Source organism: Sphingomonas sp. FARSPH (genome assembly GCF_003355005.1).
Lineage (GTDB): Bacteria > Pseudomonadota > Alphaproteobacteria > Sphingomonadales > Sphingomonadaceae > Sphingomonas.
In genome coordinates this window covers 84,034-96,229 of sequence record NZ_CP029985.1, presented here as the reverse complement: position 1 = coordinate 96,229, position 12,196 = coordinate 84,034, and the positions used below count along the sequence as shown (strand labels likewise).

General features: G+C 69.7%; 14 protein-coding genes. 7 read left to right on the top strand and 7 right to left on the bottom strand.

Going from position 1 to position 12,196, the window contains the following annotated elements:
- Position 1 precedes the first annotated feature (1 nt).
- From DM480_RS00465 to DM480_RS00455, 3 genes are all read right to left on the bottom strand, one after another.
- Positions 2-571, bottom strand: a complete 570-nt coding sequence (locus tag DM480_RS00465; RefSeq protein ID WP_115377069.1) for a CHAP domain-containing protein — start codon at positions 569-571, stop codon at positions 2-4.
- 206 nt (positions 572-777) lie between these two features.
- A complete protein-coding gene (locus DM480_RS00460; protein ID WP_115377068.1) occupies positions 778-1,626 on the bottom strand; it encodes an AAA family ATPase in 849 nt (282 codons plus the stop codon).
- A gap of 78 nt (positions 1,627-1,704) precedes the next feature.
- A complete protein-coding gene (locus DM480_RS00455) occupies positions 1,705-2,364 on the bottom strand; it encodes a DUF6975 family protein (protein ID WP_115377067.1) in 660 nt (219 codons plus the stop codon).
- Between the two features lie 217 nt (positions 2,365-2,581).
- On the opposite strand from DM480_RS00455, the gene DM480_RS00450 reads away from it, so the two are divergent.
- From DM480_RS00450 to DM480_RS00430, 5 genes are read left to right on the top strand one after another with little or no spacing between them, the layout of a single operon-like run.
- Entirely contained in the window at positions 2,582-4,852 is a 2,271-nt protein-coding gene (locus DM480_RS00450) for a DPP IV N-terminal domain-containing protein (RefSeq protein ID WP_443026404.1), read from the top strand.
- A gap of 58 nt (positions 4,853-4,910) precedes the next feature.
- Positions 4,911-5,669: a hypothetical protein gene (locus DM480_RS00445; RefSeq protein WP_115377065.1), complete on the top strand. Its 759-nt coding sequence runs from the start codon at positions 4,911-4,913 to the stop codon at positions 5,667-5,669.
- Positions 5,670-5,681: 12 nt separating this feature from the next.
- The gene (gene modA, locus DM480_RS00440) at positions 5,682-6,452 is read left to right on the top strand and encodes a molybdate ABC transporter substrate-binding protein (RefSeq protein WP_115377064.1); all 771 of its coding nucleotides are present in this window, start codon (positions 5,682-5,684) and stop codon (positions 6,450-6,452) included.
- A 40-nt stretch (positions 6,453-6,492) separates the two neighbouring features.
- Positions 6,493-7,182, top strand: a complete 690-nt coding sequence (gene modB / locus DM480_RS00435; protein ID WP_115380593.1) for a molybdate ABC transporter permease subunit — start codon at positions 6,493-6,495, stop codon at positions 7,180-7,182.
- The gene (locus DM480_RS00430; RefSeq protein WP_115377063.1) at positions 7,172-7,774 is read left to right on the top strand and encodes an ATP-binding cassette domain-containing protein; all 603 of its coding nucleotides are present in this window, start codon (positions 7,172-7,174) and stop codon (positions 7,772-7,774) included. Before modB ends, DM480_RS00430 begins: the two co-directional genes overlap by 11 nt.
- Here DM480_RS00430 and DM480_RS00425 read toward each other — a convergent pair.
- The 4 genes from DM480_RS00425 to DM480_RS00410 form a co-directional block, all read right to left on the bottom strand.
- Positions 7,771-8,661 (bottom strand): DMT family transporter, encoded by an 891-nt coding sequence (locus DM480_RS00425; RefSeq protein ID WP_115380591.1) that lies wholly within the window; start codon positions 8,659-8,661, stop codon positions 7,771-7,773. The genes DM480_RS00430 and DM480_RS00425 overlap by 4 nt on opposite strands.
- A gap of 153 nt (positions 8,662-8,814) precedes the next feature.
- Positions 8,815-9,363 (bottom strand): 30S ribosomal protein S9, encoded by a 549-nt coding sequence (gene rpsI / locus DM480_RS00420; RefSeq protein ID WP_115377062.1) that lies wholly within the window; start codon positions 9,361-9,363, stop codon positions 8,815-8,817.
- Positions 9,363-9,842 (bottom strand): 50S ribosomal protein L13, encoded by a 480-nt coding sequence (gene rplM, locus DM480_RS00415; RefSeq protein ID WP_115377061.1) that lies wholly within the window; start codon positions 9,840-9,842, stop codon positions 9,363-9,365. Before rplM ends, rpsI begins: the two co-directional genes overlap by 1 nt.
- A 179-nt stretch (positions 9,843-10,021) precedes the next feature.
- On the bottom strand, positions 10,022-11,071 hold the full coding sequence (locus DM480_RS00410; RefSeq protein ID WP_198665861.1) for a COX15/CtaA family protein: 1,050 nt from the start codon (positions 11,069-11,071) through the stop codon (positions 10,022-10,024).
- A 165-nt stretch (positions 11,072-11,236) separates the two neighbouring features.
- On the opposite strand from DM480_RS00410, the gene DM480_RS00405 reads away from it, so the two are divergent.
- Both DM480_RS00405 and DM480_RS00400 read left to right on the top strand, forming a co-directional pair.
- Positions 11,237-11,629, top strand: coding sequence for a MerC domain-containing protein (locus tag DM480_RS00405; RefSeq protein ID WP_115377060.1), 393 nt, complete (start codon positions 11,237-11,239; stop codon positions 11,627-11,629).
- Between the two features lie 62 nt (positions 11,630-11,691).
- Entirely contained in the window at positions 11,692-12,165 is a 474-nt protein-coding gene (locus DM480_RS00400) for a Fur family transcriptional regulator (RefSeq protein WP_115377059.1), read from the top strand.
- Positions 12,166-12,196: the final 31 nt, after the last annotated feature.

The window sequence follows — 12,196 nt, the reverse complement described above, 5'->3', positions numbered from 1 at the left end:
GTTACCGCCGCCCCGCTTCGGGCACGTAGGCGTCGATCAGCGCGCCGACGTAATCGGGGTTGCGCGACGACAGTTCGGCGGCGGGGCGGCCGGCGCCGTAGATGAAGCCCTTGACCGGATAGACGCTGCTGCCCAGCCCGTCGCTGTCGCGGAACCAGACCTTGACCTCGCTCCAGTCGTTGTCGCGCGATACGTCGTAAAGCGTCACGTCCTGTTCGGCATGGCCGCGCTCGCCGTTCTGGCGGGACCAGTTGGCGTGGGTGAGCATCAGCACGCGGCGTTCGACGACGCGGCTGACGACGGCGACATGGCCGAGCGGCAGGCGGCCGGTGCGCGCGAACACGATGACCGAGCCGACCTTCGGATCGTGGCCGCGGACGTAGCGCCCCTGCGCCTGGTCCCACCATGTCCAGGCATCGCCGTAGATCTGGATACCGGAGGCGGCGCGGGCGAAGGGGACGCACTGGCCGACATAGTCGAGCAGGCTGCTCGCCGCGGCCGGGGCGACCTGCGCCGCCACCGCGAGCAATGCAGCGGCATACATGCCGCATCTGGGAAATACGCCCCGCATGCACAAAGGCTTATCGCGGCGGAGGTGACCGCACGGTTTGATTTTATGGTTAACGAGGGGTGAAAGGCGGTCGCCGCGGTGAGCCGTTGTGGAGGCGAGGCATTTCGAAAGCGTAACGAAGTCGGGGTGTTCGGATGGCCGGGGAAGGGGCAGTGAGGAGCGTCTCGGCCGTGCGCTATCGCCACGACCGATCGCGTTGGCGGGGATCAGCGGCCCTGGCGCTTGGCCATGAAGGCGAGACGTTCGAACAGCATCACGTCCGCCTCGTTCTTGAGCAAGGCGCCGTGCAGCGGTGGGATCGCCTTGGTCGGATCGCGGTTCTGCAGCACCTCGAGCGGCATGTCCTCGTGCAGCAGCAGCTTCAGCCAATCGAGCAATTCGCTGGTCGAGGGCTTCTTCTTGAGACCAGGCACCTCGCGCACCTCATAGAACAGGTCGAGCGCGCGGGTGACGAGCAGTTTCTGGATGCCGGGGAAGTGGACGTCGATGATCGCCTGCATCGTGTCGCGATCGGGAAAGCGGATGTAATGGAAGAAGCAGCGGCGCAGGAAGGCGTCCGGCAGTTCCTTTTCGTTGTTCGACGTGATGACGACGATCGGTCGTTCGGTGGCGCGCACCGTCTCGCCCGTTTCGTAGACGTGGAATTCCATCCGATCGATTTCGTGGAGCAGGTCGTTGGGAAATTCGATGTCAGCCTTGTCGATCTCGTCGATCAGCAGCACGGGCGGGCTCGGCCGGGTGAAGGCGTCCCACAATTTGCCGCGGCGGATATAATTGGCGATGTCGTGGACGCGCGGGTCGCCGAGCTGGCCGTCGCGCAAACGCGCCACCGCGTCATATTCGTACAGGCCCTGATGCGCCTTGGTCGTCGATTTTATCGTCCATTCGATCAGCGGCGCACCGACCGCCTTGGCGATCTCGTACGCGAGCACGGTCTTGCCGGTGCCGGGTTCCCCCTTGACCAGCAGCGGCCGGCGCAAGGTGACCGCGGCGTTGACCGCGACCTTCAGGTCGTCGGTCGCGACGTAGCTTTGCGTGCCCTCGAAACGCTGCATGGCGTGATATCCCGTTGGAAGAACGGGTATGGCGATAGGCGGATCGGGGCGGATCGCGCAAGCGCGATGCCGGCGCGATCAGCCTTCGCGGGCGCTGGCGCGCGCTTCCAGCAGGTCCCACAGCGCGCGATGCTGCGCGAAGAGCTGTTGCGCGCCGAAGCCCACCGCGCGTTCGGTCGCGGCGGTCGCACCGAGCATCGCGACGGATTCCGCGGTGTGCGCTGCGGGCGGAAAGGCAGGCGGCTGCACCTCGATGCCGAAGCGCGTCGCGCCATGGTCGAGGATGCGGCGGATCGTCGTCCAGTCGTGAACGAGCGCGGCGACTGCGCCGGTCGCACAGCCGCGCCGTTCCGACCGCGCCAGCATCTCGAGCGCATGCGTGCTGGTGAGCAGCGCCGCCTCGCTTTCGGCCTGGCCGGGGGTGGAGGGGAGCGGCCCGGCCGCGGCGGCCAGGCGGGCGATATAGCCGCGTTCCGCGACGAAGGCGTCGGCGATCGCATCCAGCCAGTCGGCGGCATCGGGTTGCACGCCGTGCAGGCGCGCTTCCGCCGCGAGGCCGGGGTGGTGGCCGTGAGTCGCGCACAAGGCGTGGATCGCATCCGACAGGTCGCGCGGGGGCACGCCCGCGCCGAGCAGGTGCGTGACATGGGGATGCGCGGCGCTGCCGTCGGTGGCGCCGAACGTCGCCACCATGTCCCAGGCACTGGCGTGCCATGCCGTCCGAGCCGTGTCCAACATACTTCCCCGACCAATACGAGCAGAATACACGCCGCGCTGTCCGTACAGGCCGTCGCGACGCGCCCTGTCTGGACATCGATCTATACCGAACCGCGTAAAGACACGGTTGATGCGACGGTAACCGTGTCGAAACGCGTGCTTTACGGCGGCGAACCGTGGCGTATGAACGCCGGCACGACTTGGATGGAGAGGCGGGATGCGCGCATGGCTATTGGGAATGGCGCTGGCAACGGCGGGGCAGGCCGCGATGACGGCTGACGCAGGGGCGCAGGCTACCGCGCCCGCGCCCGCACCCGCACCCGCGACCGCGCCGCTGACGCTGACGCTGAAGCGCGTGTTCGGCAGCCCCGATCTGTCGGGCACGCCGCCGCGCGCCTTGCGCCTGTCGCCCGACGGCGGCCTGCTGACCTTCCTGCGCGCCCGTGCCGACGAGAAGGAGCGCAGCGACCTGTGGGCGCGCGACACGCGCACGGGTGCGGAGCGGATGCTGGTCGACAGCAAGAAGGTCGGCAGCGGCGCCGAGCTGTCCGAAGCGGAGAAGATGCAGCGCGAGCGTGAGCGGATCGGCGGGTCGAAGGGCATCGTCGCCTATGACTTCGCGCCGGACGGCAAATCGATCCTGGTGCCGCTGGACGGCGACCTCTACCTCGCCGGGCTGGACGGCAGCGTGCGCAAGCTGACCGACACGCCGGGCGGCGCGCTCAACCCGGTCGTGTCGCCGCGCGGCGGCTTCGTCAGCTTCGTGCGCGACCAGAATCTGTGGGTGCAGCCGCTTGCCGGCGGCGGCGCGCGCGCGATCACCACGGGCGGCGGCGGCACGGTGCATTTCGGCGAGGCGGAATTCGTCGCGCAGGAAGAGATGGACCGGCGTACCGGCTATTGGTGGAGCCCCGACGAGCGTTTCGTCGCGGTCGAGCGGTTCGACGACGCGCCCGTCCATGTCGCAACGCGCGCGTCGATCGGCGCGACCGGCACCAGCGTCTATCAGCAACGCTATCCCGCGGCGGGCACGCCCAATGCGCGCGTCGACCTGTACGTCATGCGCCCCGACGGCACGGGGCAGGTCAAGGTCGATCTGGGCCCGAACCCCGACATCTACCTCGCCCGCGTCGACTGGACGCCCGACGGCAAGACGTTGCTGGTTCAGCGGCAGAGCCGCGACCAGAAGACGCTCGACATGCTGGGCGTCGACCCCGCGACGGGGCAGGCGCGCGTGCTGTTCACCGAGCGTTCGCCGGAGAAGAGCTGGGTCAACCTTACCGACGCCTATCGCCCGCTCGCCGACGGCAGCATGATCTGGCGGTCGGAGCGGGACGGCTATGGCCACCTCTATCGCTGGCAGCCGGGCGGCCGCTGGACGCAGCTGACCAAGGGGCCGTGGGTGGTCACCGCGCTGGTCGGCGTCGACGAGACCAAGGGCCGGCTGTACTTCATCGCCAACAAGGACGACGTGCTGGAGCAGCAGCTCTATAGCGTGGACATCGCGCGGCCGGAGACGATCACGCGCCTGACCGAGCGCGGCTGGACGAACGCGGCGACGATGGACGCCGCCGCCAGCCGCTTCATCATCCAGCGCTCCAGCCCAACGCAGCCGTCGCAGGTCTATATGGCCGACCCGACCGGCAAGCGGCTGGCGTGGATCAACGAGAATGCGGTGGTGCCGGGCCATCCCTATTACCCGTACCTGGCGCAGCACAGGCCGACGCAGTTCGGCACGATCCGCGCGGCCGACGGATCGGTGCTGCATTGGGAGATGATCACGCCGCCGCTGGAGCGGGGCAAGCGTTACCCCGTCTTCTTCCAGCATTACGGCGGACCGGGCAGCCAGACGGTGACGCGGGGCTGGCAGGGCGCGTTGCCGCAATATCTGGTCGAGCGCGGCTATATCTTCTTCCAAATCGACAATCGCGGCTCCCCCAACCGCGGGCGGGCGTTCGAGAACCAGATCTATCACGCGATGGGCAGCGTCGAGGTCGACGACCAGAAGGCGGGCGCGGACTATCTGAAGACGCTGCCGTTCGTCGATCCCGCCAGGATCGCAACCTATGGCTGGTCGTACGGCGGGTATATGTCGCTGAAGATGCTGGAGAAGACGCCGGGCGTCTATGCGGCGGCGGTCGCGGGTGCGCCGGTCACCGACTGGCAGCTGTACGATACGCACTACACCGAGCGCTACATGGGCGATCCCGCGACGGACCCCAAAGGGTATGCCGCATCGGCCGCGGTCGAGGACGCGCCGAAGATCGCGCAGCCATTGCTGCTGATCCACGGCATGGCGGACGACAACGTCTTCCTCGACAATTCGACCAAGTTCGCGGCAAAGATGCAGGGCAGCGACACGCCGTTCGAAATGATGTTCTATCCCGGCCAAACGCACCGCGTCGGCGGGCCGGGGATCAGCGAGCATCTGTGGACGACGATCCTCGATTTCCTCGACCGGACCGTCAAAAACCGGCCCGCGGGCGAGGCGACGCAGCCGCCGCGCTGACCGGCGCGTTACGTCCCCCGCCCAGTCGCCAAATCAGCCGCCAGAAAAGGTTCGACGCATGCTCCTCCTCGCCCTTGCCGCCGCCGTCACGGCCCCGTGCGGCCTGTCGCAACCGGAGGGGTGCGCCACCACCGCCGAGCTGCTCGTCCAGCCCGGCGTGGTGGAGGGGATCCGCGCGGTGACCGCGGGCCAGCGCGCCAACCTGCTGCGCGATGGCCTGCCCCCCGTCGCGGACCAGGCGCTGACCGTGCTGGGCGGGCCGGGGGACAAACCGCGGCAGATCGCGGGCGGCTGGCTGTTCACCGCGTGTCGACAGGATGCCTGCGGCGAGAAGGGCGCGGTGGTCGTCGCGGACGGCAAGGTGGTGGGCGTCGGCATCGTTCACGGCGCCTGCGCGGTCGAGCGGCAGCGGCCGGGCTGCGCGCGGCGGCTGTCGTTGTCGCTGTACGGCGGCGACCCGCTCGTCCGCTATCGCCGCGCCGTCGCCGAATGGGCGGACCGGGTCAGCGACGCCGGGCGGCTGCCGATCCATGACGATGGCGTCGCCGAACCGGTACTGGTGCTGGAGGGCGAATTCGACGGCGACCGCCTGCCCGACGTTGCGTCGCTGGAGGGTTTTGCGCCGGGGCAGGGCTATCGCCTGGTCGTCCGCCGGGGGGACGATCCCGATCATGCCGCGGTCGTCGCGGCACCGATCGCCGACCCCGCCGGATACGATCTGGCGCAGGGGGAGGGCGGTACGCTGCGCTTCGGGCCCGGCGCGGCGCAGACCGCGCGCTGGACGGGCAAGCGCTACGTCGTTGACGCGGCGCGCTGAGGAGAACGACGGATGCCCACCATCACCCGCCGGATCATGCTGCTCGGGGCCGTGTTGCTGGCGATGAGCACGGGCGCGGCCGATGCGCAGCAGCGCGGGCCGCTCGTGCTTGCTGCCGCCAGCCTGCAGGAATCGATGACCGCCGCCGCCGATGCCTGGGCACGCAAAGGCCATGCGAAACCGGTCGTCTCCTTTGCCGCCTCTTCCGCGCTCGCACGGCAGATCGAGGCGGGCGGGAGCGCGGACCTGTTCGTGTCCGCCGACCAGGAGTGGATGGATACGCTGGCGGCAAAGGGCCTGATCGTGCCGGCGAGCCGCGCGACGTTCCTCGGCAACCGGCTGGTCATCGTCGCGGCGAAGGGGACGACAACCCGTATCCCGCGCGGCGGCGCGGCGCTGGCGCGGGTGCTGACGGCGGGGCCGCTTGCGATGGCGGATGCGCCCGTGCCGGCGGGACGCTATGGCGAGGCGGCGCTGCGCAGGCTCGGCGTCTGGGACAAGGTGGCGGCCAGGGTGGTACGCGGCGACAGCGTGCGCGCGGCGCTCGCGCTGGTCGAGCATGGCGCGGCGCCGCTCGGCATCGTCTATGCGACGGACGCGATGGCGTCGCCCGCGGTGCGGATCGCGGGCGTGCTGCCCGCGTCGAGCTATCCGCCGATCACCTATCCGCTCGCGCGGCTGAAGGCGTCGGGTCATGCGGAGGCGGAGGGTTTTCGCCGCTTCCTGATCGGCAGCGAGGGCCGCGCGATCTTCCGCCATTACGGCTTCACCGACCCGAAGTGAAAGTGGCCGGCGGCAGCGTTTGGATCGGACGGGCGGCGCGATGCTGACCGCGGAGGAATGGGCGATCGTCGCGCTGTCGCTCAAGGTCGGCGGCGTCGCGATTCTGGCGACGCTGCCCATCGCGTTCGGGCTGGCATGGCTGCTCGCGCGCGGGCGGTTTCCGGGCAAGTTGCTGCTCGACGCGGCGGTGCACCTGCCGCTGGTCGTGCCGCCGGTCGTGACGGGCTGGGCGCTGCTGCTCGCGTTCGCCCCGGCGGGTCCGCTCGGCGCGCCGTTGCTGCGCGTGTTCGGGGCGAGCGTGCTGTTCCGCTGGACGGGCGCGGCGATCGCGGCGGCGGTGATGGCGCTGCCGCTGATGGTGCGCGCGATGCGCCTGTCGATCGAGGCGGTCGACCGGCGACTGGAAAGCGCGGCGCGGACGCTGGGCGCGACGCCAGGGCGCGTATTCTGGACGATCACGCTGCCGCTCAGCCTGCCCGGCGTGCTCGCGGGCGCGGTGCTCGGCTTCGCGCGCTCGATCGGCGAGTTCGGCGCGACAATTACCTTCGTGTCGAACGTGCCGGGACAGACGCAGACGCTGCCGCTTGCCATCTATTCGGCGCTGCAGCGGCCCGGCGCGGATGCGATGGTGTGGCGATTGTCGGGAATCGCGGTGGCTCTCAGCCTGGTCGCGCTGGTGGTGTCCGAATTGCTCGCGCGGCGCGTGCGGCGGGGCCTGCATGTCCTTTGAGATCGACGTCGCGCGCCGGCTGGGCGAGGCGGAGGTGGCGCTGAGCTGCGCGGTGGGAGAGGGCCTGACCGTGCTGTTCGGCCCGTCGGGCGTCGGCAAGACGAGCGTGCTCAACATGGTCGCGGGGCTGCTCCGGCCGGATCGCGGGCGGATCGTGGTGGGCGGCCGCGTGCTGTTCGATGCTGCGGCGGGCACCGACCTGCCGCCCGAGGCGCGGCGCGCGGGCTATGTCTTTCAGGAGCCGCGACTGTTTCCGCACAAGCGCGTGCGCGCGAACCTGCTCTACGGGGCCGGCGAGGGCGCGGCCCTGGAGGGCGTGACGGCGATGCTCGGCATCGGCCCCCTGCTCGACCGGTGGCCGCGGACGCTGTCGGGGGGCGAGGCGCGCCGCGTCGCGATCGGCCGCGCGCTGCTCAGCGACCCTGCGTTCCTGTTGCTCGACGAGCCCTTGTCGTCGCTCGACCGGCCGCGGCGCGAGGAGATCATGGCCGCGATAGACCGCGTGCGCGACGATGTCGGCCTGCCGATCCTGATGGTGACGCACGACCCCGACGAGGCGGCGCGATTGGCGACGCGGATCGTGCGCGTCTAGAACAGCGTTGTCAGCAGCACGCCGCCGACGATCGCAGCGCCGGCGACTATCTGGCGGAGCGACAGCCGCTCGCGGAACAGGCGGTGGCCGGCGAGCGCGGCGATCGGCGCCTCGACGATGCCGAGCGCGCGCACCGGGGCGGCGGGCGACAGCGCCAGCGCGACGAACCAGCCGGCTGAGGCGCAGGCACCGCACAGCCCCGCGCCGAGCGACGGACGCCAGTGGCGCGCGACCTCGACCAGCGCGGCGCGGTCGCGCGCGAGCAGGAACAGCGTGAGCCCGGCCGTCTGCATCGCCTGCACGACCGCGACGCAGACCAGCGCCGCGAAGACCGGATGCGCGGCGTCGAGCGCGAGCGTCGCGTGGCGGAAGGCGTTGAGCGAGAAGCCGAAGAACAGGCCCGACGTCAGTCCCATCGCCGCGCCGACCAGCGAGGCGCGTCGCTGTTCCGGCGGCGGCCACGACAGGGCGACGAGCCCGGCGGTGGTGACGATCACGCCGACCCACGCGGTTGCGCCGATCCGGTCGTGATAGAGGACGAGGCCGACCACGGCGGCGAGCGGCAGCGAGCTTTGTTGCAGCGCGGTGCCGATCGCAAAGCCCGACCGGCGCATCGCGTCGAGCAGCGCCGCGGTCGCCAGCACCTGCGCCGCCGCGCCGACCCCGGCGGACAGCCAGAACGCATCGGTCCAGCGCAGCGCCGCCCCCGGCGTCAGGCGCGCGCCGATCGCGACGAAGACGAGCGAGAAGGGCAGGCCGAACAGGAACCGTACCAGCGTCGCGCCCCATGGGCCGGAGGCGGACATGACGCCGCGTTGCAGCGCGTTGCGCCCGACCTGAAACGTCGCGGCGGCGATCGTGACGGGAATCCACAGGGGGTTCGACATGAGGATGTCTTCGTTCTGCCGCACGCGCGTCGCGGCGATGACCAAACGAAAAGGGCGGCCCGTTGCCGGACCGCCCCTTTTGTAAATGCCAAGCTCCTGCCAGTGCCGGCGCTGTGCGAGTCCTGGGATGGCGTATCGCCATCCCGAGCCGCATCAGCGCTTCGAGAACTGGAAGCTGCGACGCGCCTTGGCGCGGCCGTACTTCTTACGCTCGACCGCGCGGCTGTCGCGGGTCAGGAAGCCGGCACGCTTGACGGGCGTACGCAGCACCGGCTCGTACTTGGTCAGCGCCTGGCTGATGCCGTGCTTGACCGCGCCGGCCTGGCCCGAAAGGCCGCCGCCCTTGACGGTGCAGACCACGTCATACTGGCCTTCGCGCTCGGTGATGCCGAACACCTGGTTGATGACGAGGCGCAGCGTCGGACGCGCGAAATAGACTTCCTGATCGCGACCGTTGATCGTGATCTTGCCGGTGCCGGGCTTCAGCCAGACGCGGGCGACCGCGTCCTTGCGGCGGCCGGTGGCATAGGCGCGGCCGAACTTGTCGAGTTCCTGCGCACGCAGCGGTGCGGTCTGCACCGGCTCGTTCAGCTCGCCGGCCATATAGGCGTCAGCGCGACCGTCGGAATCCGCGACGGCGGCTTCGCGCTGCTGGTTGAGCGCGGCGCCCAGATCGGAAAGGGACTGGCGGTTGTCGGACATTATGCGCCCACCTTGTTCTTGCGGTTCATGCCCGCGATGTCGAGGACCTCGGGGTTCTGCGCGTCGTGCGGATGCTCGGAGCCTGCGAAGATGCGCAGGTTGCGCATCTGCTGGCGGCCGAGCGGCCCGCGCGGGATCATGCGCTCGACGGCCTTTTCCAGCACGCGCTCGGGGAAGCGGCCTTCCAGCACCTTCGCGGCGGTGACGCCCTTGATGCCGCCGGCGTAACCGGTGTGCTTGTAATAGATCTTCTTCCCGGCCTTGTTGCCGGTGAAGCGGACCTTGTCGGCGTTGATGACGATGACGTTGTCACCGCAATCGACGTGGGGGGTGAAGCTCGGCTTGTGCTTGCCGCGCAGCACGTTGGCGATGATCGTCGCGGCGCGGCCGACCACGAGGTCGGTGGCGTCGACGATATGCCACTTCTTCTCCACCTCGTGCGGCTTGGCCGCCTTGGTGGTCTTCATGAGCGCCTTCATGGCGGGACCTTTCCGGTTCGAAACGAAGCGCGCCGCCCTTGACAGGCGGCGCGAACGAGCGGGCTAATGCTGGAAGGGGGTGGCAAAGTCAAGCAAAGTGCGGGTTTCGCGACGGGTAAAATGATACCACCGCTCGCCGTCGGCGCATGCCCGACAGGACGCAGCAGGTCAGCCGCTCGTCACATCGCCGGTCGGGCGTGGTGCCGGCCGACCGCATGCGCGGCGGCGACGGCGGCGATCAGCAGCAGTGCGGCATTCGCCTGGTGCGCGACCGCGACGACGATCTCGACGCCGCTCGCCAGCGTCGCGATGCCGAGCAGGATCTGCAGCGTGACCAGCGCGACGACGACGAAGCCCGCCCGCGACCCCGCCCGCGTCGCGCGGACCGCGAGCCAGACGAGCGCGGCGGCGGCGGCGAAGGCCCACCAGCGATGGATGAACTGGACGACGACGGGATTGTCCACCGCGTTGCGCCAGCCGGGCGCGAGCATCGGCACGCCCGCGGGAAACAGGCTGTCGCCCATCAGCGGCCAGCTGGAAAAGGCATAGCCGGCGTCCAGCCCCGCGGTGAACGCGCCCCAGCAGATCTGCACAAACAGCATCGCCAGCGCGATGCCGCCGACGCGCGTCATCCGCGATGGCCGCCCCAGCGGATCGCGATCAAGCGCGGCGAGATCGAGCGCGGTCCAGACGATGCCCGCCAGGATGGTTAGCGCGGTCAGCAGGTGGACGGCGAGGCGCACGTGGCTGACGTCGGTGCGCACCGACAGGCCGCTGGCGACCATCCACCAGCCGATCGCGCCCTGCAACCCGCCGAGCGCGAGGATTGCGGTCAGCCGCCAGCCATAGCCTGCGGGCACGCGCCGCCGCACCGCGAACCAGATCAGCGGCAATGCAAAGGCGAGGCCGATCACCCGCGCGAGCAGGCGATGGACATATTCCCAGAAGAAGATCGCCTTGAACCCGGCGAGCGTCATGCCCTGGTTGAACGCGGCATATTCGGGAATGCGCTTGTAGCCGTCAAACTCCGCCTGCCACTGCGCCTGGGTCAAGGGCGGGACGATGCCGCTGATCGGCTTCCATTGCGTGATCGACAGGCCGGATTCGGTCAGCCGGGTGATGCCGCCGACGACGACCATCGCGACGATCAGGCCGGCGACGGCGTAGAGCCATCGCGACAGGATGCGTGGCCGGGCACGCGAAAGGAAGGCGGCGCTGGGCTGGAGCATCCACTGGCCATAAGCGCTTTCCGTGCCCCTCGCCAGCGCATTGCGCCGATCGTTTTGATCGACCGCGGCTGCGGAAGGGGCTGGGGAAGCGGTTGGGGAAAATTGCCGCCGGCAGGTGATGTGATGTTGTAACCCGTCGCTGTGCCGCCTAGATAGCCGGCACGGATGACGCGGACGACTCGCCTTCTCAATGGTTTCGGCTGGGCCGGACTCGATCGCGCGGCGATCGCGCTGTCGGGCCTGTGCGTCGTGCATTGCCTGGCGAGCGCGGTGTTGCTCGCGATGCTGTCGGCGGCGGGCGGTCTGTTGCTCAACCCGATCTTTCACGAAGTGGGCCTGTCCATCGCGATCCTGCTCGGCGCGCTCGCGCTGGGGCGCGGGGTGATCGAGCATGGCTATATCATGCCGGTCGCGATGGGCGCGCTGGGCCTGGGCATCATGGCGGGCGCGATGACGTTGCCGCACGAGGGCGGCGGCGGGGCGGAGACGTTGTGGACGGTGATCGGCGTCGGCCTGCTCGCCTTCGGTCACGACCTCAATCGGCGCGCGACGCACTGATCGCGCGCGTCCGCTGCGGCAGGACGCTTGTCGCAGCGGCGGCCCCGCCTTAAATCCCCCATATGGCGCACGCGCACACGCATCACGAGCCGCAGGGCGACGAACTGACCGAGGTCGCGCAGGCGACGATGGAACGCGCCGGCGAACAATGGACGCAGATGCGCGCCGCCGTGTTCGCGGCGCTCGCCGCGTTCGACAAGCCGGCATCCGCCTACGACCTCGCCGAAGCCGTGTCGCAGGCGCAGGGGCGCCGCGTCGCCGCCAACAGCGTTTACCGTATCCTCGACGTGTTCGTCGCCGCCAACCTGGCGCGCAAGGTGGAAAGCGCCAACGCCTATGTCGCCAACGCTCACCCGGAATGCCTGCACGATTGCATCTTCCTGGTGTGCGATTCCTGCGGGCAGATCGTGCATATCGACAACGATCCGCTGACGCAGGGTGTGCGCAGCGCCGCGCAAGCCGCTGGATTCAAGACGGTTCGTCCCGTCGTCGAGGTGCGCGGCCTGTGCGCGGCCTGCGCCGCCGCGACGCACTGAACGGGATCGGATCGGAACCGGAATCAGACCG

What these genes read in the sequence shown, in the direction of transcription:
- DM480_RS00445 (WP_115377065.1), top strand. Translation starts at nt 4,911, where the DNA reads ATGCTCCTCCTCGCCCTTGCCGCCGCCGTCACGGCCCCGTGCGGCCTG.
- rplM (WP_115377061.1), bottom strand. Translation starts at nt 9,842, where the DNA reads ATGAAGGCGCTCATGAAGACCACCAAGGCGGCCAAGCCGCACGAGGTG.
- DM480_RS00410 (WP_198665861.1), bottom strand. Translation starts at nt 11,071, where the DNA reads ATGCTCCAGCCCAGCGCCGCCTTCCTTTCGCGTGCCCGGCCACGCATC.
- DM480_RS00400 (WP_115377059.1), top strand. Translation starts at nt 11,692, where the DNA reads ATGGCGCACGCGCACACGCATCACGAGCCGCAGGGCGACGAACTGACC.
- DM480_RS00425 (WP_115380591.1), bottom strand. Translation starts at nt 8,661, where the DNA reads ATGTCGAACCCCCTGTGGATTCCCGTCACGATCGCCGCCGCGACGTTT.
- DM480_RS00450 (WP_443026404.1), top strand. Translation starts at nt 2,582, where the DNA reads ATGGCGCTGGCAACGGCGGGGCAGGCCGCGATGACGGCTGACGCAGGG.
- DM480_RS00465 (WP_115377069.1), bottom strand. Translation starts at nt 571, where the DNA reads ATGCGGGGCGTATTTCCCAGATGCGGCATGTATGCCGCTGCATTGCTC.
- rpsI (WP_115377062.1), bottom strand. Translation starts at nt 9,363, where the DNA reads ATGTCCGACAACCGCCAGTCCCTTTCCGATCTGGGCGCCGCGCTCAAC.
- DM480_RS00430 (WP_115377063.1), top strand. Translation starts at nt 7,172, where the DNA reads ATGTCCTTTGAGATCGACGTCGCGCGCCGGCTGGGCGAGGCGGAGGTG.
- DM480_RS00405 (WP_115377060.1), top strand. Translation starts at nt 11,237, where the DNA reads ATGACGCGGACGACTCGCCTTCTCAATGGTTTCGGCTGGGCCGGACTC.
- DM480_RS00455 (WP_115377067.1), bottom strand. Translation starts at nt 2,364, where the DNA reads ATGTTGGACACGGCTCGGACGGCATGGCACGCCAGTGCCTGGGACATG.
- modB (WP_115380593.1), top strand. Translation starts at nt 6,493, where the DNA reads ATGCTGACCGCGGAGGAATGGGCGATCGTCGCGCTGTCGCTCAAGGTC.
- DM480_RS00460 (WP_115377068.1), bottom strand. Translation starts at nt 1,626, where the DNA reads ATGCAGCGTTTCGAGGGCACGCAAAGCTACGTCGCGACCGACGACCTG.
- modA (WP_115377064.1), top strand. Translation starts at nt 5,682, where the DNA reads ATGCCCACCATCACCCGCCGGATCATGCTGCTCGGGGCCGTGTTGCTG.